Raw genomic sequence first — 23380 nt, 5'->3', positions numbered from 1 at the left:
GAGTGTGTCTCAGCGCGGCGCGTGCGTGTCTTATCAAAGGCGGCGGCGCGCGGTGTGGCGCGCGTTTGTCCGCGGTGCGCGGCGCGGGGGGTTGTTCGAGGCCGCCGCCACCGCCACCGCCGTCCCCATGCTCGGGGGAGCCGAGCGGCGCCGCTCATCGCCGCCCGGGCCACGGCGCGGGCCGCGGCGAGGGCAAGCGCGTGGCGGGTGCGACGGGGCGCCCGCGTCCTCCGCGCTCGGGTCAAGGCGCGCCAGCGGATCGCGCGCCGGCTATTCGGTGATTGGCTGATCGCATCTGCCGATGGGTGGCTCGCATGGCATGGCAAGGTGCGTGGGTCGTGCGTGTGGATCGTGCCGGGCGCCGGCGCTTGGGCGCATCCCCCGGGGACTTGCCGCTTTGCTTGACCCTCGGGTATCTTTGACCCTGAGTGATAGTGGGGTGAAAGGATCCATGATGACGATCGAATGCAGCGCGGGAGAGCGCTCGGGGTGTGCACGCCTCGCTGCGGTTCTATTAACCGCCGGGCTGATCCTCACCGCCGGAGCGGCGCAGGCGTTTACGGATAAAATCCGAGTGGACAATAAGTATTACTACATCGACTATTCGAACCTCTCGTATACGGGCAATGAAACGACGCTGACAGGAACTGCCTGGTACGGGAATATTGATCTCGCCACTGCTCTTGCGTCCGCGAGTGATGAACCTGCGACCGCCGCCACCGATAGGAACGGTGCGGCATTTCTCTACGACGTCGGCACTGATAACGACCCTGATTTGACGCGAAGCAAGATAACGAGAAACGCGGTGGATGAAGAAGCGGGGATGACCGTTGCCGGTGGTGCGGGCGTCGTAGAGACGTATGCGATCCAGACGCAAGCGCCGACGGCCGTGCCTGAGATTGACGGCGTCGCGCTCTCCCAGGGGGCGTTCGTCACCGGCGCGCTCGGGCTTTGGATGGTCGGGCGTCGGCGCGGGCGAGCAATCACCCCGCGTTGAGCGGGTCGGGTGAGTGCAACGGGAATAGTGATGGCGATCAAGGAAAACACGCTACCCGAGGTGAGTGGGTGGGGTCGCCCGGTCGCGACCGCGGTGCTGGTGACCGTCGCCGTTGTGCTGTGTTTTACCGCCGGGGCCGCGCAGGCATTCACCGATAAAATCCAGGTGGGTAACAAGTTTTACTATATTGATTATTCGGTTACGTCGTATAACCAAAGCAGCACCGCGCTTGAGGATACAGCCTGGTGGCGCAGTACAACGCTTGCCGGCGACCTCGCCCGCGCGAGTGATCGGACTGGTAACGCAGGCGAAGGCGCCTACTTTCTTTACAGTTCATCGGGTGTGGATGTGAGTGTATGGGGGGCGGCTAAAGTGGCAGATAAAGACGCCGGGAACTACATCAAAAGAGGCGGTGCTGACGACACTTTCACGTACGCAATCCAGGCGCAGGCGCCGACGTTCGTGCCTGAGATTGACGGCGCGGCGCTCTCGCAGGGGGCGCTCGTCACCGGCGCGCTCGGGCTCTGGGTCTTCGGCCGGCGCCGGGAGCCGGGACGCTCCGCGCGTTGAGCGCATTGGGTGATGAAGTAGGGAGACTGGTGCGTGAATCTCAATGAAAACCCGTTATTCCAGGTGAGCGCGCGCGGCGGATTCATCCCTCGCGCGGCGCTGATCGTCGCCGCCGTGGCGCTGTGCCTCACCGCCGGGGCGGCGCAGGCGTTCGAGAACCGGATCCGGGTCGATAACACGTACTACTACGTTAATTATCAAGCAACGGATTACAACGCGAGTTCGGGAGGTCTCACCAGCACCGCGTGGTTCGAAAATAAGACGCTCGCAGAAGATCTTGCAAGGGCCAGTAGTGAATCAGCCACACCAGCGACAACCAATAACTACAAAGGGGCTGTCTTCCTCTATGACACGGCGAATATGAGTGGCAGTATAATCGCGGTAGGGTCGGAAGAAGAGGCGGGGAAATTAACGGGCGTAGGCGGCAGTTTTTCGACTGACTACACGTATGCGACCCAGGCGCAGGCGCCGACGGCCGTCCCCGAGATTGACGGCGTGGCGCTCTCTCAGGGGGCGTTCGTCACCGGCGCGCTCGCGCTTTGGCTGTTCGGCTGGCGGCGCGCGGGCGCGATGCCATGAGCGCGGTTTGTCGGGTCATCGCGGCCATGGGGTTGGGCGCATCAGGCCTCGCCGAGGCGTAGTCCTCTAACGAGCTGATTGTCGGCAATACGGTCTATTCGATCGGGACGGCGAGAGGCACATTTGACGATGTTGGCGGTAGCATTTCTGACACCGTTGCTTGGTGGAGTAACCAAGACCTCGCGAGGGATCTGGCGGAGACCAGTGCCATTGGCAGTACATTCGCGAGCACCGACTCGGCGCTGCTTTTCGCTTACAAAAGCGAACCAAACGGTGATTCGTTTAACATTTCCTTTTTCGTCGACGATAGCGCTGAGGGGACCGTTTCCGGCCCAGAATTAACCGCCTCTTTCACCGTAAGCGGCTATGGCGGAGATGTCGTATGGGCGACGCAGACCGCCTAGCCAGTGGCCGTCCCAGAGATTGATGGCTCGGCCATGGGCCAAGGCGCGGTGGTCCTGGCTTCAATCGGTTTATGGTTTTTCGCCAGAGGGAGCCGGCGGCAGGCCTCGATGAGCGCGCCTTTGAACCCCGCATCCTGATTCGCGCAACTAACTGCCGTGTGTACCCCAACGCGGCGCAGGACCGGGATCGTGGGCGCCTGGGGTCGTGGAATCTAAGCGGTTGGCTGAGTGAGCAACGCTGGCAATCCAATCCGACTGCGCACGCCGATGGGCTGAACGCGAATTAAGGCGTTCAAGTCGCGGGGGATCGAGACGCCAGCGCTCAGCAAAAGCCCCAAGGCGGTCAGTACGAATAATCCCCTCGCAAGTTCTGCGCCGTTGATCTCAGGCACCGGGGTTGGGGCGCCTTGCTGAATCGCGTAGTTTCGAGTTTGATCGAGTGGAATGTCGCGGAGCTCGGCCGTGTTCCGCTCGAAGCCATCGTAGAAGACCTCCTCGATCGTGCGCGTACTGCTCGACCCCGGGCGCTGAAACGCATAGTAAAGCAGCATTGAGGAGGCGCTTGCGAAGCGCTGTGCCTCATCGCGGCTCCCCCACCAGGCATTCCCCTCGAGCGCGTTGATGGGGATATCCTCAAGCGGTGCGCTCTCAACGCGTATCGTATAGCGTGAACCGTCCACGACGAGCTCATAGGTCGTCTCGGCCTGGGCGAGCGCGGCGGCAAGGCCTATCCCGACGCCGATCAGAACCCGTGCGATGCGACTTGCTCCTCGGCGGCGTTGGCGAGTGCCCCCCGGCCGTGGGGCGCAGGTGCTCACCAGTAACTCCAGGCGCCGAGCGCGAGCACGTGCACGCCAATGAGGAAGTTGGTCACCGCATGGGCGAGAATAGCATTGCCGACACGGGCATCGCGCCAGACGAGCGCGCCGTAGGCAATGCCGGCGAGCGTTGCGGCGATGAGCGAGCCGTGGAGAATGCCGAAGGCAAACGAGGATATGAGTAGCGCCGCCGCCATGGCGATGCGCGGACCAAGTAGCCCGGCGAACATGGCGTTGAGCAGCCGCATCATCCCGCCGCGAAAGGCGAGCTCCTCGAACACCGGTACCACGATCGAGGCGCCAATGAGCCGGAAGGCGATCCACATTGCGACGGCGGGCCACGCAGCCTCGCCGAGCACCGCCTGCGTGCTCGCCGTCTCCACCGGATCGAGCGGGATGAGTGCGATCCACAGCACATACACCCCCACGCCGACGGCGAAGCCATAGAGATCGACTGGGCCGCTGAACTCGAACGCAAGCCGCCGGCGGTAGACGTAGAGCAGCACCAGGCCCGCGCTCGCGGGAATGGGGTAGAGCCAGTTAAAGCCGGTGCTGAAAAGCCCAACGAACATCCCGAGCGTGAGCAGCGCGGCGAGCGGGAGGATGAGCGCACCCGCCTCGCGCCGGGTCTGCGCCGGCACGCGGAGCGCGGTTACGAGCGTGCGCGTCTCCTCCGCGCCGGTCTCGCGCTGCAGCGCCGGGAGCTGGAGGACGAGCATGCCGATGAGCGCGACGCTCATCAGCGCGAGTGTGCCGAAGTACGAGTGAAAGCCCTCGAGCGCCATCTCCGCGGAGTACTCCACGCCGATGTGGAAGAGCAGCGCGATGCGCAGGCTGTTTAAAAGGAATACCCCCACCACGGCGCCCGCAATCACCGCCAGCGCGCGTCCCGGGCGAAGCTGCGGCCACTGCAGGGCAACCAGTCCACACATCAGCGCACTCGCGGCGAACATGCCGTCGTAGCCCGCGCAGGCGACGTTGATGGCGATCGAGAAGTCCTCGGCCGACATGATCGGCACCCGAGCGTGCTCGATCTGCGCGCTCGCTGAGCCAAAGAGCCCGTAGAACCAGCTCGCGAGGCTCACCGTAATCTCCTTGGTCGCCTCCTGGGTGACAGAGACAAAGGGGTTGGGGCGCACGAAAAGGGCAACGAGGGCGATCCCCGTGCCGGCGAGGCCGAGCAGTGCCTGGGGGCGGATGATGCGCTTGATCGAAGGGGTGGCAAGGAGCAGCAGCGTCGCCGCCTGCCAGGCGATGAAAAGGGTAATGGCGCTGATGTAGCGCCACTCCTGCACCGCCGAGAGTCCGGCGAGGGGCTCGTAGGTGGGCAGCCCGCGGTAGCGCAGCACCATCGCGGCGGCAAGACCAAGCTGGACGGCGAGCACCCCCCACCACAGCCGCCCGCGCGTCAGCCGCTCGCCCCAGCGCGCGGGCTCGTGGTAGCTAAAGGCGATGATGAGCGCGACGAAGACGAGCAGCGTCTTCGAGATGAGGTGATAGAGATAGAGCCCCTCGGTGGTCGGGTCGAGCTCGCCGGCGAGCGCGACCATCCGGCCGCTGCTCACGCGCTCGAGCGCGGCAAGCGCAAGCGCGCTCAGCGCGAGTGCCGCCCAGCGGGCGAAATCGATGCCGCCGCGCCGACTGCCGCTGCGGGTGTTGCGCCCACGCGGGCGGCCGGGACTGGAGGCGTTTGCCGGCACGCTTTGTGTCATGGCGTGACCCCCGTGATGAGAATGAGCGTGGCGAGCGCGCAGACCGCCGTTGCCCCGAGCAGCGCGTAGAGCAGGGGCTGGGAGCGGTGCGCGATGGTGAGCTGCTGCGCGGTGCTCAGGCCGGATTTGGCGTAGCGCGCGTAGCGCCGGCTCTCGAGCACGGACTCATCGGCGCGGCTCATGCGCCGCAGCAGCCAGCCGAGCACCGCACCGAGTGCGAGCGCACCGGCAATCACCGCCGCGAGGGTGTTCGGCGCGTAGACTGCCCAGACGGCGTTGACGCTGAAGTAGCCCGCGAGCATGGCGAGCGCGGCGGCACCGAGGCTGATCCCCGCCGCCAGGCGCGGGGTGCGGATCCCGCGCACGCGGCTCCCGAGTTTACGCTGCACGCGCGCCTTCTCGATGATAAGCCAAAGCCAGCTCACCGCCGTGAACAGTGCCGCGGCCAGTCCCGCCGCGACCGCGCCGAGCAGCGCCATGCCGATGGCCTTCTGCGTGGGCAGTGTCTCGGCCGCCTCGGGCTCGGCCGGTGTCTCGGCCGGCGCTTGAGCGCCCTCGGCGCTCGCCGCAACAAACTGCTCTGCTCGCTGGATGGGCGAGGCGGCAAGCTGGCTGATGATCTCGCGGCGATGCTCGACGAACTGCTCGCCGATGAGCCGATCGCGCACCCGCTCGCGAAGCTGCGCGGCGGCCACTGGCGTTGGGTCGGCGGCGTGCAGCACGATGAACTCGAGCGTCCCCTCATCGCGCTCGAGCAAGGTCGTCTCGCCGGCCCTGCGCATGGCCTCGATGCGCGTGCGCAGTCCCTCGGTGATGGCCTCGCTCGGCCGCCACTCGCTGCTGATCGCGGGATTGAGGCCGGCCTCGGAGAGCGCTGCCATCGCCTCGGTCATGGCGCCAACGCGAGGCGCTGGCGCGCCAGGAGCGCGCTCGAGCGGGGCGAAAACGGCCTCCGCCGCCTCGCGCTCGGCGGCGTTGTCAAAGCCCACGGTCACGATCTGGAAGCGATAGGTGTGGCGTGCTTCGAACAGATGGGGGTTGGCGGCGATAAACGCATCGATCTCGGCCTGCGTGGGCTCCTCGGGCTGGAAGCGCGAGCGGGCGAAGAAATCCACCATGATCTGCCCGCCCGCGCTCGCGAGTGCGGCCTGTACCGGCTCGGAGAGTTCGTTGCGCACCTCGTCGTAGCGATTAAGCAGCATACGCTCGGCAACGAGGCTCTCGAGCGCGGCGCGCCGGCGCTCGCTGACGGGGACATCGGCGAAGCTGCGGCCACGGTTGGCGAGCAGCCGCTCGACGTCCGCCTCGGTCACCGCCTCGGCACCGATGATGGCAAGCGGCTCGGGCCGCTGCGTGTCATCGGCGCTCGCCTGCGACTCCGACTGCCTCGCCTCATCGGCGCTCGTGGGTGCATCCGACTGCCCGATTGCGGGTGCGCTGATCGCAAAGAGCCAGATCGCAGCGGCGAGCGCGAGGGATGCGCGCGGTGTGGTGTGAGACCGGAATAGACGGCACTTGGTCATGGTGAGTTGGATCATCCTATGCGCTGATTCGGGGTTAGCGGGTTGAGCTTTGGGCTAGGCCCCATGGTGGCGGGCTTGCAGTCGCGCTCGCCCTAGCGGCGCGATCCTGGCTTGGGCGGAGGCTGGGCGGCGTTTACGCGCCGGCGCCGCGGCGTCCAGAGCCCGCGCACGCGGGTGCGAATGCGGCCGGCAAGGCGGATGGCACGGTTGGGGAAGAGCACCATGAGCGCATGCGGGCTCGTCGCGACGCCAAGTGTGTAGAGCAGGGCGATCTCGCTGACCCCGGTGGCGGCTGACCACCAGCCGATCGCGCCCAGTGTCGCCACCCACGTGAGGATGAGGTAGGTCACGGCCGTGCGACTGAAGCCCGCGCGCAGCAGGATGTGATGCAAGTGCGTGCGGTCGGCGCGAAACGGATGGCGTCCGGTGAAAAGCCGCCGCAGGGTGATCGCAACCACTTCGGTGACCGGCACCGCGAGAATCCAGGCAATCACCACGGGCGCGATCGTGCGCGTGGGTGCCTGCGAGACGTCAATCGCCACCCAGGCGATGATCAGCCCGAGCGTGAGGCTGCCGCTATCACCGAGGAACACCCGCGCCTGCGCCCGGCCGGGGAGCGGGAAGTTGAACAGCAAAAATGCCGCGAGTGCGGCGATCGTCACGCCAGCGAGTGCGAGCGCCCCGAGCGTGCCCGCCTCAGCGGCGGCGAGCGCGAGGTAGCCCAGCATGATGGTTGCCGCGCCGGCACTCAGCCCATCGACGCCATCGAGGAAGTTCATCGCGTTCATAAAGCCCACGAGGGCGAGCAGCGTGAGCGGCACCGCGATCGACTCGACCGAGACGGGGAGCAGCGCATCAACGCTACCGAGGTCAGTTAAGGCCATCTGCCCATGCCCGATGGCCAGAGCCGCGGCGACGAGCTGGGCAATAAACTTCGGCCCATAGCCAAGGTCGAGCGCATCATCCAGTGCGCCGACGCATGCGATCAGCGCGAGTCCCGCCGCAAGCGATGCCGAGACGCTGTAGCGCGGTCCGAACAACAGGCTCGCCGCGATGAGCGCAGCGGTGATGGCGAGCCCGCCGATGACCACAGCCGGATCCCCCTGACGCCGACGACGTCCGGGGTGGTCAACGAGGCGCAAACGCGCCGCAAACGGCCAGAGCGATCGAATCGCGGTCAGGCAGATCACAAACGCAGCCGATATTGCCGTTAGCCACTCGCCAGCGGTCACCCTAGTTACTCTCTGATTTAAACGCCGTAGTCAGAATTCGTTAAGCGATTAAAGGGTAGCGCAGGGTCGTGAGATTTTGGCGATTTGGGAGGAACAAATTACAGCGATTCAAATCCCTATAATTCGCTGTCAGGTTATGTAAGGTTTCGTGAAATTCGGTGAGATCGGCCGATTACTTTGCGCATTATCGGCAACAAGCGCCCTATTGAGATGAGTGCCGAACAGGTGGTGCGGATTCAAACCGCCGTGGCGAGCGGTGGTTGGCGCGACATGCGCTCGCGATTCTGGCTGTTTCCATTCGCCGATGGAGGAACCGAGCCGGTATCGCTCCTGGCGCGGTACTAGGGTTTGGCCGGATGGCTGTCCCGATTCCGCTGGAAGCCGAGGCCTCCGAGGGCAAGCGCGAAAAGCGCCAACAGGCCGCTTGAGAGCGCAGCACCATCGATCTCTGGTACTGGTCTGGGGGCTGCGATTTCGACGGCGAACTGCGTCACTGTAGGCGTCTCTGCAATGTCACCAAAGACTGCGTTTGTACCAAATGCGTACGAATAGTCACCCGTGGCAGCGTCGTTGATAAAGCTGATGAACGCTATAGACTCATCGCCGGAATTCGCTGCTAATGCTGACGCGAAGCTAATATCGAACTTTGAATCGCCCCACCACGATGGCTCTGTCTGGCCGCCAAAATCGACAAATGTGCTGCTCGTTGTTGATGACCCAAGGTTGTCTATAGATTCGGTGCGGATCTCATAGTAGGTCCCCTCGTATTCGATGAGCTCTGCCGCGGCTTGATCTACCCACAACGACCCGACCAGACCGAGCACGGCTACGGTCAACGTATGGCGGATCGTTGATTTGACGGTCGAGATTCTCAATTGGCGCGACGCTCAGTACGTAAACCTATTGCCTTACTAAAGGGTACACCCGGCACAGCCCCCTCAAAAGCTGTAATGCCACGGTAAAGTAGCCCTGAATTCAACTTATAACTAGGCGATAGCAAAGCTCAGAGGGTAGCGAGTGTAATGGCCAACGCAGTGCTTGCAAGGAATGACAGGAGCGCGCCGATCGCCCCAGCCCACAGAAGTGGTTGAGATCGCTGCATCAGCACGCGCTGGTCGCCTACCGATAGCTCGGCCGAGTCGTATCCGCTGCCGGCGCTGCGATCCAATCGCTGCTGCGGCTTGGTGCTGTTACGCCAGACAAGCCACCAGGCGAGCAGGCCAAGGGCGGCGCTGGCGGCGACAACGACGGCGCTCGCAATCAGCGGTTGGTGGAGGAGCGCGAACCGTGCCCCGTTCCACACGCTAAGCAGCGCCGGGGTCAGCACGACAATGCAGACCAGCGTCGCGCGGGCCGGATGGCGACCGCCCATTGAGCGCAGCCCAAGGTTTTTAAGCAATGGCGCCTTGCGAAAGACCAGGCGCAGCCAACTCGTTAATCCGCTCACCCCCAAGACAAGACTCGCCACGGTGACCGCGCTCAGCGTCAGACCGATGGGTTCACGCAAATCCGCGCCCTGCGCCGCCCGCGTCGCCCCCGCGTCCGCAACGCCGCCGTCCGCCGAACTCGGCTCAGCTTCCTCACGTTCGCGAATGAGCTCGAGCACCGGTGCTGAGAGCTCGCTGATGATCGCCTCGCGATGACGCTCAAACTGCTCGTCGATTAGCCGCTCCCTGACGCGCTCGCGAACGAGGCTCGGGTCGACCGGCGCCGGATCGGCCGCGTAGAGGATGGTGAGCACAAGTTGGTTCTCGCCGGTCTCGAGATCGACAGCGCGGCCGTCGCGGCGCATGCGCTCGAGGCGCGCGCGCAATGATGCAGAAAGTGTCTCGCTCGAGGCCCACTCATAGTTCAACTGCGGCCGCAGGCCCTCGCGTGCCATTACTTCGACCTGGTCGGCGACCGCTTCGGGGCTCGGAGGTGAGGCGCCTTGCAGAGGGGCGAGGACGCGCTCGGCGGCGTCCCGCGATGAGGGCGTGTCGGTGCGAACGCCAAGCACCTGGAAGCGGTAGGCGAACCGATTGGCAAACAGATAGGGATGCTCGGCAATGTAGGCATCCACGGCTTCGGGCGATGGCGGATCCGGCTCAAAGCGCGCCCGGACGAATAGATCGAGCATGATCTGGCGTTGACCACTGGCAATTGCCTCGCGCACCGAAGCGGAGAGTTCACCCTCGCGGCGGTTGTAGCGGGCGTCGAGAACGCGCTCGGCGATGAGCGTTTGAAGCGCCGTTGCCCAACGCTGCTCGGCGGGGATGCTCGCGAATGTGCGCGGTCGGGATTCGAGTAACTGCCGGACATCATCAGTGGTGAGCGGCCGCTCGCCGATGCGTGCGAGCACGCGCTCGGCGTCTGACGCTGAGGTGGATTGAGCCGACGCACCGGGCAGCCCGGCGATGAGCACGGCAATCCCGGCGATTGCGCCGAGTGTCAGCTTGCGCAATGTTTTAGCGCTTTTCGTGCGCAATGCATGCCCCTATAGTATTTAGCTGATCCATGCATGGGGTCGATCATTGTTGGTCAACACAAGACTACCGGGATTTTTCTTCGTCATCATGGGGGTATCGCTCGCCGCCCTTTTCGCGGTGAGCGCCGCGCCCGCGCAGAAAAAACCGACCAAGTATCCGCGGCTCGTTGCCGATGAGGTCCTGGTCGAATCGGAGCAGGGGCTATCGATTGTGCGTGGGCGCGTGCGCGATCGAGAACCCGGTGCGCCGGTGCTTGGGAGTACTGAGACCGACGCGGCGGCGCGGCGGCTCGAGGCGCTCTCAGAGCAGGCCATCGCGGGTGGCTTCTACAACCTCGCCTACGATAACCGCGACCAGAAGCACTCGCTGCTACCACCGGATCGATTCCCACGGCTCGCAACCATTGATAACAGCTCGCTCCCGGGCGGTCGTCGCGCCCGCCGCGGCGTGCCGCAGTTCATCTGGCCTGGCTATACCGTGATCGGTAACGCCTCGCTCGCCGAGACAGCAGGGCGCTTTCCGCGCAGCCTGCCTCGGGCGCTCATGACCGGGCGGCGCAATCCGTTGCAGGCGATTCGGCCGTACACGGCCAATGCCCTCTATGTCTACCCCGCGCACAAGGACTTCAACGGAGACGACCTCTTCCCGGCGAACTGGCCCTACGCGATCGCAAGCCGCGGCTCGTCGTACTCGGATATGCCCATTGTCGATGCGCTCGTGCTCGCTGCCGCCGCACTACCCGCACACACCCGCCGTGCGCTTGAGGCGGCGTCGCTCATGGGGCCGACGCTGCAGATGTTGCTGCGCCGCAATCTCACCGGCATCGAGACACTTGACGATTATTTAACGGGGGCGGCGCATCCGGTGGTCTTTGATGGCAAGCGGGTCGATGCGCTCGCCATGGTGGAGATGGCCTCCACGATGCGGCCCGAGGCAATCCCGACTCAGCCCACGCTCAACGTCATCTCGGAGACCTTCGAGCGTGACAGCGATGCAGGCGGGCGCGACGAGCGGCTTTTCGATACACCCGCAGCCGTCGCCCGGCTGTGGCGTAGTCATCGAGCCCAGCAGCGCGTCGTGCTCGGGCCAGGGCAGACGTCCGATCCCAACGGCCGGGCGCTGGATTATCACTGGGTTCTCCTGCGGGGCGATCCAGAGAAGGTGCACATCGAGCCGCTCGGCGAGCGCGGACAGCGCGCCGAGATCACCATCGACTGGCATGAACCAGAGGATATTCCGCCGCTTGGAGGGGCGCGCAGCGCCCGCATCGAGATCGGCTTGATCGTCACCAATGGGGAGTTTGCCAGCGCGCCGGCCATCTTCAGCGTGTCGATGCCGCATCACCAGACGCGCATCTATGCCCGTGGCGAGGACGGCGCACGAAGACTCGAGCGCATTGACTACCGCGCCGGCGCGCTGCCGAGCGACCCGGCGCTCGACTGGCAGGCGAACTGGGCCGATGTGCTCGACTATGATGCCGGCGGGCAGCTCACCGGCTGGTGGCGTGAGACGCGCATCGGTCGCTGCCGCTTTGATGCGCAAGGACGACTGAACGGGGAGATCGTGCCGCGCTACGAGACGCGCTGGCGCGATGGGCAGCGCTGGCTTGTCGCAACCAACCTGCCGGTGCGCTGTGGTGGCGAGCCGGATAGACAACCCACAGCCGATAATGAGTCTTAAGTCTTTAGTGGAATTTCGATAGCGGTTTTCATCTATAAATTCCAAATTCTTCTCTGACACTCGTCGCGCCGCAATTCAGTAACCTGCGGGCGTGAGAAACGCGCTTAATCTTCCACTTCGATTACTACTGCCTGTATTCCGGACGGTCTAGGCGTCATGGCGGCATTTTCCACGGCCGGACGGTGCCCGAGCACTGCCGATCCAGTGATTGGTTTTGTACGCGCCCTCTATGGTGAGGGTTCAATCCCGCTCCACCGGCCGGTGATGGCTGAGCGGGAGAAGGCGCGTCTGCTCGAGTGTATTGATTCGAACTTCGTCTCCTCGGCCGGCGCGATGGTGGGCGAGTTCGAACGTCGGGTGGCGGAGTTCACCGGCGCGCGGCATGTGATTGCCGTGGTGAACGGGACGGCGGCTCTGCACATTGCGCTCGAGCTCGCCGGCGTGGAGCCCGGCGATCGGGTGATCACCCAGCCCCTTGCCTTTGTGGCGAGCGCCAATGCCATCAGCTACACGGGCGCTGAACCCGTTTTCCTCGATATCGATGCGGATACGTTGGGGTTATCGCCGCAGGCGCTGTCGGATTACCTCGACACGGCCACTCGGCTGGACCGGTATGGGGTGTGTCGCGACCGGGAGACGGGTCAGCGCATCGCTGCCTGCCTGCCAGTGCACACCTACGGCCATCCGGCGCGTATCGCTGCCATCGCCGAGCGGTGTCGTGCAGCGGGGATCGCGCTGGTCGAAGATGCCGCGGAGGCGCTCGGGAGCTCATTTAATGCCCGGCATGCCGGAACCTTCGGCGCTATGGGGGTGCTGAGCTTTAACGGCAACAAGATCATCACCACCGGCGGGGGTGGTGCGGTGCTGACGAATGATGGTGCGCTCGCTGCACGGGCCCGGCACCTCACGACAACGGCGAAAGTCACCCACCCCTGGCTTCTCGCGCATGATGCGCGCGGCTACAACTATCGCATGCCGAGCATCAACGCAGCGCTTGGCTGCGCGCAGATGGATCGCCTGCCCGCCATTCTCGAAGCCAAACGCCGGCTCGCCGGGGCCTACGCGGAATTCTTCGAGCACCGCGCCGAGGTGTTCGTGCAAGAGCGGTTGGGTGAATATGCCAATTTCTGGCTCAACGCGATTCTGCTTGCCGATGAGACCGAGCGCGATGAACTGCTCGCGGCGACAAACGAAAGCGCTGTGATGACGCGCCCGGCATGGCAGCTTTTAAATGAGCTGCCGATGTACGCCCACTGCCAGCACGATGGGCTTGCCACTGCGCGGGCGATTCAATCGCGGCTCATCGCGCTGCCTTCCTCCGTGCCCGCGGGCTGGCTCGAGTCGGCTGAGGCGTGAGCGTGGCCATGGCGGTGAGTGATTCGATGGAAACGCTCGGCTTGATCGGCCGACGGGCAGCGCTGTTTGACCCCGACATCGCCGCGCACGCGAGCGAGCTGCGCGAGAGAGTGGAGGCTGGACGGTTCCTTGTCATCGGCGGAGCGGGGACGATTGGTCAGGCGGTGACGCGGGAGATTTTCCGACGCAATCCGCGCGCGCTCGATGTGGTGGATTTGAGCGAGAATAATCTCGTCGAGCTCGTCCGCGACCTGCGCTCGAGCATTGGCTACATCGACGGGACGTTCAGAACCTTCGCGCTCGATGTGGGCTCCGCGGCTTTCGCCGCGCTGATGCGCGATTCGGATCGCTACGACTATGTCCTCAATCTCGCTGCGTTAAAGCACGTGCGCGCCGAGCGCGATCCCTACACGCTCATGCGCCTTATCGAGGTGAATATCGAGAACGCGCTCGCGGCAGCGCACTGGGCCGAGCGCAAGGGCGCGGCGCAGTTTTTCTGTGTCTCAACGGACAAGGCGGCCGCGCCGGTGAGCATGATGGGCGCGAGCAAGCGCATCATGGAGCGGTTGTTGATGCGCGAGAGCGAGACGCTGTCGGTGTCGATGGCGCGCTTTGCCAATGTCGCCTTCTCCGATGGCAGTCTGCTGCAGGGCTTCGAGCGCCGGCTTGCAAAACGCCAGCCCATTGCCGCGCCGAGTGATGTGCAGCGCTACTTCATCACCGATGCCGAGGCGGGCGAGCTCTGTTTGATGGCCTGTCTGCTTGGCGCAAACCGCGAGACATTCTTCCCGAGGCTCGACTGCGAGGCGCATGCGAGCCGATTCGCCGAGATCGCCGTGCGTTATCTCGCCTTGCATGGCTACGAGGCGGTGCCCTGCGAGAGCGAGGCGCACGCCCGCCAGAGCGTGGCGAGACTCAGCGAAAAGGGCCAGTGGCCGTGCTATTTCTTCCAAACGGACACCAGCGGCGAGAAGCCGATTGAAGATTTCTACACCGCAGAGGAGAGCGTGGACTGGGCACGGTTCGAGCGTCTGGCGGTCATTTGCAACGGGCCACTCGCTGAGGCGGGGTCACTCGACGGCCTGCTCGAGGCGGTCGCGCGGCTGCGTGAGCTTGGGCAGTGGTCGAAGGCCGATCTGGTCGCCCTATTTGAGGCGGCTCTGCCTGAATTCGCCCACCGCGAAACCGGCCGATCACTCGATGGGCGGATGTAGCGATGCAAAGAGCCCTCGACATTGTGCTCTCAAGCCTGGCGCTCGTCGCGCTCTCACCGCTACTGATCGGGCTGATGGGGGTGCTTCGCCTCACCGGAGAGGGTGAGGTGTTCTACCGCCAGACCCGTATCGGGCGTGGGGGTGTGCCGTTTGGCGCGATGAAGTTCGCCACCATGCTGAAGGCAAGCCCGTCCATGGGCACCGGCGATCTGGTCACACCCGATGACCCGCGGGTACTGCCACTCGGCCGTTTGCTGCGGGCGACCAAGCTCAACGAGCTGCCGCAGTTGATCAATATTCTCAAAGGCGAGATGAGCCTCATTGGCCCCCGCCCGCAGACGCCGAGCTGCTTTGATGCCTACCCGGCCGATGCACAGAAGACCATCACGCAGGTGCGCCCCGGCCTCTCGGGGATCGGGTCGATTGTCTTCCGGCATGAAGAGGCGATTTATCAATCCACGGATGATCCGCGCCGGGTGTATCGGTCGTTGATCATGCCTTATAAAGGCGCGCTTGAGTGCTGGTATGTCGAGCGGCAGAATTTGCGACTCTACCTCGCATTGATCGCGCTTACCGTGTGGGTGGTGATCTCGCCGCGCTCGCGTGCGGTCTGGACGCTCTTCCCCTCGCTGCCAAGGCCGCCTGAGGCGCTCGCGCAGAGGCTGTCGGCGATGCCAAGGGGGGCGAGAGTCGATGCGCATTAAACGGCGGAAAATCATGGGTTTATTTGGGTGGATATCGAGGCCTCAGGCACAATCCACTGTGACTGGCCATCCGCGAAGCGTGAGTGGAGAGGGTGTGGATGATTAATCAACGCAGAGCGCACTGGTGGTGTGCCAGTGCAATCACCATGGTGGCGTTCACGAGCGCGAGCGTGGCGGATGTGCGCGTGGCCTCAAGCCTTAGAGAATTTGGCTTTCCCCTCTCGGTGCAGGCCGAACAGGAGATCCTCTCCACCCCAGCGGAGCGATTGAACGAGACGGTCGCGCGCTTTGTCTTTGACGCCGTCTCGCAAGATCCCGATTCATTCGAGACCATACTCACCGGTGCGGTGAGCGCTAATCCGGACGGCGTGGCGGAGTCGACGGCGGCGGCGATTGCCGCGCTGCCCGATCAGGCGGAACGCGCGGCGGAAATTGCTGTTCGGCTTGCGCCGGATCGGGCGGTGGACATCGTCTCGCGCGCAGCCTCGGCGGCACCAGGCGTTGCAGGCAAAGTCACGCTTGGCGCGGGGCGTGCAGCCCTCGAGATCGCCGCGGAGAACGGTACGGTGCGCGTCGCCTCGGGCGAGGAGGGTGGTGTCATACCGGTTCCTTCGCCGGGAGCGGCGAATGCCGGAGCTGATCCAGGGGAGACGGCGGTCCTTGCCGTGGCAGCGGCGGCGGCTACCGTCGCCGTTAATGAGCGCGTTGAGGTGGCCGCGGCGGCGGCTAGTCTGCTCTCGGAGATTTCGGTCGCGCGGGGCGAAGAGCCGGATGTCGAGGTGATCACCGAGCGGGTCACTCAGACGGTTCAGGATCGTTCAGAGGATACCGAGGTTGCCATCGCCGAGGCTGTCCTCGGTCAGGCCGGACAGGCAGAAGTAGACGACGAAGAAGCCGAAGAGACGGTGTCCGACACGCAGGCGGAGGGCGAAGCCGCTGGCGAGACGGCAGACGAAGAGACGGCGAGCGCGGATGAGCAGCAGCCCGAACCCCAGGCTGAGGGCGAAGTAGAAAGCCCGGCCTCCGGCGAAGAGACAGCGGATGCCAGCCCCGAAGATCAGGGGCCGACAGGTGAAGAGGCGATCGCCGAGGTTGTCGCGGATCAGGACGATACGTTCTACCCGGACATGTTCCCGGGCGCCGGGGATATCGAGGATAACGTCAGTGGTACGCCTTAATTACACTGGTTTGATCGCCGTGAGCGCGGCCGGCTTGCTCGCGGCTATTCAACCGGTGGGCGCGATCCAGCCGAAGCCCCTCAACCCGGACGGTCCGTTCTCCGTCATCCCGAGCCTGGAGGTTGAGTACGGCTACGACGATAACGTCAATCAGGTCGCTGAGAACCCGGCAGTCCGGGCGCGAGGCGCGGATGGTGAGCCGGTCGAAAAGGAGACCTCCAGCGTCGTTGAGGTGGTCCCCGTCTTCGCGGTTCAGGCCGGACGGCGGGACAGCCGGTTTTTCGCCGCCTATCGACCGCGTTATGTACGCTATCTCGAGCAGCGCGAGCGCGATCAGTTCAACCACCGGCTCCAGGGCGGAGGCGAGACGGTGATCAACCGCCGTAACCGCGTGCAGGGAGCGTTCGGGTACTCGCGCGTCGAGGAGCCGCTCACCGTGACCAATCGGCGCTTTGGCGAGGATGCGAGTATCCGCGTGGACCGCAGCGTGAATGGCGAGTGGCTTTTTGGCGCCGAGGGGGCGCGGGGCCAACTGCAGTTGGATCTCGGCCTCACGCAGCGCCGCTATGCAAATAATCTCTCGCCTGTCGCCGCCGGCGCGACGGACAATGCGGGGAGCGAGTACAACGACTATGATATCGGCTCGACGCTGGGCATTCGCGTGGGCGGGAGAACGCGAGCGCTACTGTCCGCGCGATACTCGAAGATCGACTACACCCTGAGCTCAAGCCCGAGGGGTGGGTCGGAGATGTCGGTGCTGACCGGTCTTCGATGGAAGGCGACGGGTAAGACAACCGGTGAGATCGAGTTTGGCCGCCAGCGCAAGGGCTACGATGACCCGGCGGTGGCCACGAACGCTGTCAATACATGGGCCGCGGAGATTCTCTGGGAGCCGCGTGGGCGCGATGAGGTCACGCTCTCGACCACCAATCTACTGCAAGAGGGTGGCTCGGGTGAGATTGCCGTCGAGTCGCAGGATACGACCATTGCCTGGGCGCATGAGTGGGGCGCGCGCGTGTCGAGCAGCGTCGCGCTGGGCTATCAAAGACGCGATTACATTGCCAGGATTGGCACCTTTAACGCCGGGCGTACGGATAAGCTCTCGAGCGTGACGATTGGCTGGAATTACGCCGTCCGGCGGTGGATGGATCTTGGCATGACCTGGTTCTACCGTGAGAATCGCTCAACCGCGGCGGCGGCGGAATACGAGAGGAATACCGTCCTACTTCGCCTGGAAGTGAGCTTTTGATAACGGATATGAAACAGCGGTTACCCGGTCTCTGGCAGCTTATCGCGCTCGTGCTTGCGCTCGCGATGGTAACGGCCGTGCCCGCGCAGCAAAGCGACTCGGGCTATGAGCTTGGATCCGGCGACGTCATCAGCATCCAGGTCTTTGGTGAGCCGGATCTAAGTTTCAGTGATATCCGCCTTACCGGCGCGGGTACCGTGCCATTCCCCTTCCTCGGTGAGGTCCAGGCGCTCGGGCGCACCCGCGCTGAGCTTGAGCGCACGATTGAGGCGCAGTTGCGCGATGGGTATCTCGTCAACCCCGAGGTGACGGTGAACGTGATCCGCTACCGCGACTACTATGTCACCGGCGAGGTGCGCGCCCCGGGCGCCTATCCATTTGAGCCGGGTACAACGGTGCGAAAGGCAATCTCGAGGGCGGGTGGTTTCACCGACCGGGCTTCGCGATCGAATATTGTCATCTACGACGACGAGCGCTCGCAGGAGGCGGATGAGGGGCGCGATGCGGAGATGGAAACCCAGATCAACCCAGGCGACATCCTGACGGTTAACGAGAGCTTTTTCTAATGGCAGTGGACGAATCCCGAGTGAGGCAGCCCGCAGAGGACGAGCGCATCGACCTCCATCGGCTGTGGATTACGATCTACCGCTATAAGTGGAGCATCATCATCCTGCCACTCCTGGTGATGATGCTCGTGTGGCTCTACAACGGCACGCTCACGCCCATCTACCGGGCGACGGCCACGATGCTCGTGGAACCCCCCTCGGAGAGCATCGGGAACATCGAAGAGGTGCTCAACCCGGAGAGCCGCAACCAGTCCTATCTGGCGACCCAGTTCCAACTTCTTGGCTCGAGGAGTCTCAGTGAACGGGTCGTCGAGGAGCTCAACCTTGTGCGACACCCCGCGCTGGACCCCCGTCAGCAGGAGCGCGACGACGGCCGGCTGCCCTCGCCGACCGACTGGCAGGGCTGGCTGGAGTTGGTGAGCGCGGATGAGTGGCTGCCTTTCGTCACCCCGCAAATGCTCGGCAATCAGTGGCAAATCCCGCTGGAAGAACTCACGGATGATCAGGTCTTTGGCAGCGTTGTCGCGCAGGTGCGCGGGGCGATCACCGTCGAGGCGCGCGGCGAGACCTCGCTGGTCGACATCAATGTTGAGCACTCCAATCGTCGCCTCGCCGCGGCGATCGCCAATGGACTGATGGCCGCCTACATTGACCGGCAGTTATCGGCACGCCTGGAGATGAGCGAGACGGCAACCAACTGGATGTCCGGGCGGCTTGAAGATCTTCGAGCAGACCTCGAGGCGGCCGAAGAGCGGCTGCAGAGCCATCGCGAGCGCGAGGGGATCGTCGATCTCGGGGGTGTGGCGCGGCTATCGGCCGAGGGGCTTACGCAGTTGAATGCCCGGCTTGTCGAGGCTCGGCAGCGGCTTGCCGAGGCGGAGAACCGGTTCGAGCAGATCTCCGGCGTGCCGGATGCACAATGGCGCGAGCTGCTCACCACCTCGGCGGTGCGTGGCGAGTCCTCGGTGGCGCAATTGCGTGCCGAGGAAGTGCGCGCCGCCAGTCGGGTCGAGCAACTCGCCGAGCGCTATGGGCCGAAGCATCCGGCGATGCAGGATGCGGAGGAAGAGCTGGCGGTGACAACGCAGAACCTGCGAACACAGGTCCAGAGCGTTGTCGCAACGATCCGCCGCGATTATGAGCTCGCGCAGGTGAACGTGCGCTCGCTCGAGCAGGCGGTCGCAGAGTATGGCGATCGCACGCGTGACTCCCAGGCAAAGGAGTTTACGGTCAATCAGCTCGAGCGCGAGGTTCAGGTCGCGAGAACCCTCTATGAGACCTTCCTCAGTCGCCTGCGCGAGATCTCGGCAGTCTCGGATGTCGAGCAGGTCAACGCCGAGGTGGTCGACCCGGCGATGTTGCCGTCAACGCCGGTCAAACCCAAGCGCTTACGCAACACACAGGTCTCCGGCGTGCTGGCGCTGCTCATCGCGGTTGGCTTCGCGCTGTTGCGTGATCAGATGAACAATCGCATCGTCGGGACCGGGGATGCCGAGGAGAAACTCGGCCTGCCCATTCTGGGGGTGATGCCGCTGCAGTCGCGTAAACTCGATCTGCAGGAGACCGCCAGAATCTACATCGACAAGGTGGATCGGGCGTTTAACGAGGCGGTTCGGACCATCCGCACGGGCGTTGTGCTATCCCACCTCGATGAGGAGCGGCATATCGTGCTCGTGACCTCATCGCTGCCAGGCGAGGGGAAGACCTCCACCGCCGTGAACCTCGCGGCAGCCTTCAGCGAGACCGACAACATCCTGCTCATCGAAGGGGATATGCGGCGGCCGAGCTTCCGTCGGCTGTTCGACTTCGACCAGCCGGAGATTGCCGGACTGGCGGAGGCGGTTGCCGGTGATGTCAGCCTCGATGAGGCCATCCACAAGGTTGATGGGATTGCGGTGCTGCCCTGCGGCCGGATGCCACCGAATCCACTGGAGTTGCTCTCGAGTCAGCGTTTCGCCGACATGCTCGAGACGCTATGCAATCGCTATGACCGGATAATCATTGACGCACCACCCGCGCAGGTCGTCAGCGACCCGCTCGTCCTGACCACGCTCTCGACCTCGGTGGTGTATGTCGTCAAGGCCGAATCCACCGCCGCGCCGCTTGTGCGCCGTGGCGTCAACCGCCTGCCGCTTGCTGACGGACAGCTCAGCGGTATTGTGATCAATCAGTTGAACATCGCGAAGTCTTCCCGCTACGGCTATGGCGCGGGCTACCGCTATGGCGAGACCGGCTACTACGATTACTACGGCTACTCGCGGTGATTGATCTGCACTGTCATCTGCTGCCAGCGCTTGACGATGGCGCGGCATCGCTGGAGGAGGCGATGGCAATGGCGCGAATGGCGAGGGCGGAGGGCATCGAGGGCGTCTTCTGTACGCCACACTGGCGACCGGGGGTCTATGACACAGCCACCGCCGAAGTTGCCAGCGCGGTGGACTCGCTGCAGGCGCGCTTAGACGCTGAGGGCATTGGCATCGCGCTTCGTGCCGGGATGGAGTGGCACTTCGACATTGATCTGATTGCCCGCGCGCGCGCGCAGCGTCTGCCCGGGATCGGGCAGTGGAATGGTGAGCAGGCGATACTGCTGGAGTTCCCGCATGGCGAGCTGCCAGCGCATGCCGAGCGGCTCACTGGCAAGCTCCGCGAACTCGGTATTCGGCCGATCATCGTCCATCCGGAGCGAAACGCCGGCTTTCTCGCCCGCCCCCAGGCGCTCTCTGTGTTTCGTGATCAGGGGTGTCTGTTTCAGATTACGGCGGGGGCATTGGATGGTGACTTCGGGGAGCAGCCGTTTCTCGCCGCACAGCGCCACCTCATTAATGGTGATGCGCACTTCCTCGCCACGGACGCGCATAACATGACGCGTCGCCCACCCCGGCTTTACCGGAGTTATTGCCAGGCCGCCCGGCTGGTGGGTGAGGAGAGCGCGAATGCCCTGGTCGATGGGAATCCGCGGGCGCTCTGGCGCTGACTGAAGTCATGGTTGGGGCTGTTCACGACCCGCCTCATCACGGTCGTCATCATGTCCCGCGTTGGCGCCTACGTGCCCTTGTCGGGGTCATGATCGGACTCGCGCTGGCCGTCTGCCTCGCTGCTGGGAGCCTGCTCATATCCTCATTGTATGGCATGCAGGCGCAGCGCTTTCTCGATGCCTGGGCCGCCGGGCGGGCGCCCGCGACAGAGCGTGGCCTGGAGTTTGCCATCACGGCGGCGGATCGGGAGGTGCGCTTTTTCCCAGGACCCTCCGGGACAGCATTTGATCGTGCGGCCAGCGCACGCGATTGGTTCGATCCGCAGACGCCGTTTGCGCGCGCCACCGAGGCGGTCATCGCATCGCGCCGCGCGGCGGTCGATGCTTATGAAGCGGCGGTCGACGCGCGCCCGTTGTGGCCTTATGGCCACCTGCGGCTTGCCGCGGCGTTGACTCGGGTGGAGTGGCAGCCGGCGCGGTTTTCCGAGGCCCTCGCTCGAGGTTTCGAACTCGGCCCCTGGCGGCCTCGGGTTACGCGCCGCGTGGTCGAGCTCGGTCTACCCCGCTGGGGCTGGCTCGACGGTGAGGCACGAAGGGCTGTCCTGCTGAGCGCCCGCCGCACCGCATCGCTCAATCCTCAGTCCGCGCGAGCCGTCCGGCAGATTGCCGAGCGAAGTGGCCAGCGTGAGTTGTTGCGTTTGGCCATTCCGGCACTTTACGACGGGCGGGTTCAGTAGCGATGGATAGGCCGGAGACCTCGGTAGAGCGATGGCCGCAGAGGCTTCGTCTGGGCGTTCTTGTGCTGATCTTCTGGCTTCCCTTGCCCTATGGCAGTAACCGGGTCTGGAGCGAGAGTCTTTTCGTGCTGCTCGTCGGGCTTTTAACGATCGGCTGGGGTCTGGCCGCACTCCGACATCCGCATCGAATGACGCGGGGGTTAATGCACGGGCCCGGTGCGGCAATGGTCCTTGCACTGCTCGCCGCGCAGGGTTGGGTGGCTTTGCAGTGGGGGACTGGGATCTCAATGGATCCGGGGATGACGATGCGCTATCTCCTCCACGGACTGGGTCTTCTGGGGCTTTTCGTGTTGGTCGTGACGCTGTTCACCGAGCGCGCCCATCTGACACAACTGATGGGGGTGGTGATTGTCAGTGGACTGCTGCAGGGGTTTTTTGGCGCCGCACAGGTGCTCGCCGGCAATGACTGGTGGGTGTTCGAGGCGGGCACGCGGGTCAGCGGGAGCTTTGTCAACGCCAATCATGCGGCAAACTTTCTCGCCATGACGCTCTCGGTGGGCACAGGCCTATTACTTGCGCTGCGCGCGCCAGAGCCGTTTCGCTGGTGGCGCCTGCCTGACTGGCTACTTGGGCCAAAGGCGTGGATACGGATTTCGCTGGTGATCATGGTGATCGCGCTGGTGATGACACACTCACGGATGGGGAATATCGCCTTTTTCTCGAGCCTACTCGTCGCCGGTGGGCTGTTTTTGCTGCTCCAGCCCGTGCGGCGCTTCCGAAGTCTGATTTTGCTCACGAGCGTGCTGCTGATCGATATGCTCATCATCAGTCAGTACTTCGGTCTTGAGAATTTGCGCGATCGGCTGGTTGACACCCGACTGAACGATGAGATCGTTGCCCCGGCCGATCTTGAATCAGCCGCTCAGTCGCAGACCCCGCGGATTGCCCGGGAGAACGTGATCCGCGACGATGTGTTGGTCTATGCACTGCCGCAGTTCCAGCATCGCCCGTGGCGCGGTTACGGGGCGGGGGCCTTCGAGTCCACCTTCCAGCGCTTCCCCGGTGCCGATGTCACGCAGCACTGGAACCATGCTCACCTCGATCCATTGCAGTTTCTCATCGAGTACGGAGTCGTTGGCACGGCGCCACTGGTGGCATTCGTGTTTATCGCGCTATGGCAAGGGCTTCGAGGCATGGCGGATCCCCGCTCAGCGTATCGTAGCGGTGTCGCCACCGGTGCGGTGATGGGCATTGTCGCGATGCTCATCCACGGTTTCGGCGACTATAACCTGCAGATTCCAGCCAATGCGGCGACCTTTGTCGTGCTATGCGCGATGACGGTGGTCGCGCGGACGCACCATCGAGGCGCCGCGGTGACGTTGGCATAGCAACGTTTCTCGGTGCTGAATGCGCGTCGAC

General features: G+C 64.2%; 21 protein-coding genes. 15 read left to right on the top strand and 6 right to left on the bottom strand.

The window, feature by feature from the left end:
• Nucleotides 1-451: 451 nt before the first annotated feature.
• The 3 genes from V6X63_RS10180 to V6X63_RS10170 are packed head-to-tail and all read left to right on the top strand — an operon-like array spanning nt 452 to nt 2146.
• Nucleotides 452-997: a hypothetical protein gene (locus V6X63_RS10180; protein ID WP_367978845.1), complete on the top strand. Its 546-nt coding sequence runs from the start codon at nt 452-454 to the stop codon at nt 995-997.
• A gap of 30 nt (nt 998-1027) precedes the next feature.
• Nucleotides 1028-1567 carry a hypothetical protein gene (locus V6X63_RS10175; RefSeq protein WP_367978844.1) on the top strand — a complete coding sequence of 180 codons (540 nt, stop codon included), beginning with the start codon at nt 1028-1030 and terminating at the stop codon, nt 1565-1567.
• A gap of 33 nt (nt 1568-1600) precedes the next feature.
• A complete protein-coding gene (locus V6X63_RS10170) occupies nt 1601-2146 on the top strand; it encodes a hypothetical protein (protein WP_367978843.1) in 546 nt (181 codons plus the stop codon).
• Between the two features lie 616 nt (nt 2147-2762).
• Here V6X63_RS10170 and V6X63_RS10165 read toward each other — a convergent pair.
• The 4 genes from V6X63_RS10165 to V6X63_RS10150 form a co-directional block, all read right to left on the bottom strand.
• Nucleotides 2763-3368, bottom strand: coding sequence for a hypothetical protein (locus V6X63_RS10165; RefSeq protein ID WP_367978842.1), 606 nt, complete (start codon nt 3366-3368; stop codon nt 2763-2765).
• Nucleotides 3365-5080 carry a CAAX prenyl protease-related protein gene (locus V6X63_RS10160; protein WP_367978841.1) on the bottom strand — a complete coding sequence of 572 codons (1716 nt, stop codon included), beginning with the start codon at nt 5078-5080 and terminating at the stop codon, nt 3365-3367. Before V6X63_RS10160 ends, V6X63_RS10165 begins: the two co-directional genes overlap by 4 nt.
• The gene (locus V6X63_RS10155) at nt 5077-6603 is read right to left on the bottom strand and encodes a hypothetical protein (protein WP_367978840.1); all 1527 of its coding nucleotides are present in this window, start codon (nt 6601-6603) and stop codon (nt 5077-5079) included. The genes V6X63_RS10160 and V6X63_RS10155 overlap by 4 nt, the downstream gene beginning before the upstream one ends.
• A 92-nt stretch (nt 6604-6695) precedes the next feature.
• On the bottom strand, nt 6696-7793 hold the full coding sequence (locus V6X63_RS10150) for an MraY family glycosyltransferase (protein ID WP_367978839.1): 1098 nt from the start codon (nt 7791-7793) through the stop codon (nt 6696-6698).
• Nucleotides 7794-8045: 252 nt separating this feature from the next.
• Here V6X63_RS10150 and V6X63_RS10145 point away from each other — a divergent pair, with 252 nt between their 5' ends.
• Nucleotides 8046-8180, top strand: coding sequence for a hypothetical protein (locus tag V6X63_RS10145; RefSeq protein WP_367978838.1), 135 nt, complete (start codon nt 8046-8048; stop codon nt 8178-8180).
• On the opposite strand, the gene V6X63_RS10140 is transcribed toward V6X63_RS10145, so the two are convergent.
• Together V6X63_RS10140 and V6X63_RS10135 are read right to left on the bottom strand one after the other, a co-directional pair.
• The gene (locus V6X63_RS10140) at nt 8177-8710 is read right to left on the bottom strand and encodes a hypothetical protein (protein ID WP_367978837.1); all 534 of its coding nucleotides are present in this window, start codon (nt 8708-8710) and stop codon (nt 8177-8179) included. The two genes, V6X63_RS10145 and V6X63_RS10140, sit on opposite strands and share 4 nt — an antisense overlap.
• A gap of 128 nt (nt 8711-8838) precedes the next feature.
• The gene (locus V6X63_RS10135) at nt 8839-10278 is read right to left on the bottom strand and encodes a hypothetical protein (protein ID WP_367978836.1); all 1440 of its coding nucleotides are present in this window, start codon (nt 10276-10278) and stop codon (nt 8839-8841) included.
• Nucleotides 10279-10348: 70 nt separating this feature from the next.
• Here V6X63_RS10135 and V6X63_RS10130 point away from each other — a divergent pair, with 70 nt between their 5' ends.
• From V6X63_RS10130 to V6X63_RS10080, 11 genes are all read left to right on the top strand, one after another.
• A complete protein-coding gene (locus V6X63_RS10130) occupies nt 10349-11983 on the top strand; it encodes a hypothetical protein (RefSeq protein WP_367978835.1) in 1635 nt (544 codons plus the stop codon).
• Between the two features lie 156 nt (nt 11984-12139).
• Entirely contained in the window at nt 12140-13339 is a 1200-nt protein-coding gene (locus V6X63_RS10125; RefSeq protein WP_367978834.1) for a LegC family aminotransferase, read from the top strand.
• Complete coding sequence (locus V6X63_RS10120; protein WP_367978833.1) at nt 13336-14553, top strand: UDP-N-acetylglucosamine 4,6-dehydratase; 1218 nt, start codon at nt 13336-13338, stop codon at nt 14551-14553. The genes V6X63_RS10125 and V6X63_RS10120 overlap by 4 nt, the downstream gene beginning before the upstream one ends.
• 2 nt (nt 14554-14555) lie before the next feature.
• Nucleotides 14556-15257: a sugar transferase gene (locus V6X63_RS10115; RefSeq protein ID WP_367978832.1), complete on the top strand. Its 702-nt coding sequence runs from the start codon at nt 14556-14558 to the stop codon at nt 15255-15257.
• Nucleotides 15258-15355: 98 nt separating this feature from the next.
• On the top strand, nt 15356-16435 hold the full coding sequence (locus V6X63_RS10110) for a hypothetical protein (protein WP_367978831.1): 1080 nt from the start codon (nt 15356-15358) through the stop codon (nt 16433-16435).
• A gap of 19 nt (nt 16436-16454) precedes the next feature.
• Nucleotides 16455-17684, top strand: coding sequence for a surface lipoprotein assembly modifier (locus V6X63_RS10105; protein ID WP_367978830.1), 1230 nt, complete (start codon nt 16455-16457; stop codon nt 17682-17684).
• Nucleotides 17685-17692: 8 nt separating this feature from the next.
• Nucleotides 17693-18250 carry a polysaccharide biosynthesis/export family protein gene (locus V6X63_RS10100; RefSeq protein ID WP_367978829.1) on the top strand — a complete coding sequence of 186 codons (558 nt, stop codon included), beginning with the start codon at nt 17693-17695 and terminating at the stop codon, nt 18248-18250.
• 20 nt (nt 18251-18270) lie between these two features.
• A complete protein-coding gene (locus V6X63_RS10095) occupies nt 18271-20514 on the top strand; it encodes a GumC family protein (RefSeq protein ID WP_367978828.1) in 2244 nt (747 codons plus the stop codon).
• The gene (locus tag V6X63_RS10090; protein ID WP_367978827.1) at nt 20511-21224 is read left to right on the top strand and encodes a tyrosine-protein phosphatase; all 714 of its coding nucleotides are present in this window, start codon (nt 20511-20513) and stop codon (nt 21222-21224) included. Before V6X63_RS10095 ends, V6X63_RS10090 begins: the two co-directional genes overlap by 4 nt.
• A gap of 155 nt (nt 21225-21379) precedes the next feature.
• Nucleotides 21380-21961 (top strand): hypothetical protein, encoded by a 582-nt coding sequence (locus V6X63_RS10085; protein ID WP_367978826.1) that lies wholly within the window; start codon nt 21380-21382, stop codon nt 21959-21961.
• A 2-nt stretch (nt 21962-21963) separates the two neighbouring features.
• Entirely contained in the window at nt 21964-23349 is a 1386-nt protein-coding gene (locus V6X63_RS10080) for an O-antigen ligase family protein (protein ID WP_367978825.1), read from the top strand.
• The last annotated feature ends 31 nt before the right edge of the window (nt 23350-23380 follow it).

The sequence above is a fragment of the Spiribacter onubensis genome, from assembly GCF_040838425.1.
Taxonomy (GTDB): domain Bacteria; phylum Pseudomonadota; class Gammaproteobacteria; order Nitrococcales; family Nitrococcaceae; genus Spiribacter; species Spiribacter onubensis.
Note: the sequence above shows the minus strand (reverse complement) of the source record. Positions and strands in the feature narration are given on the sequence as shown.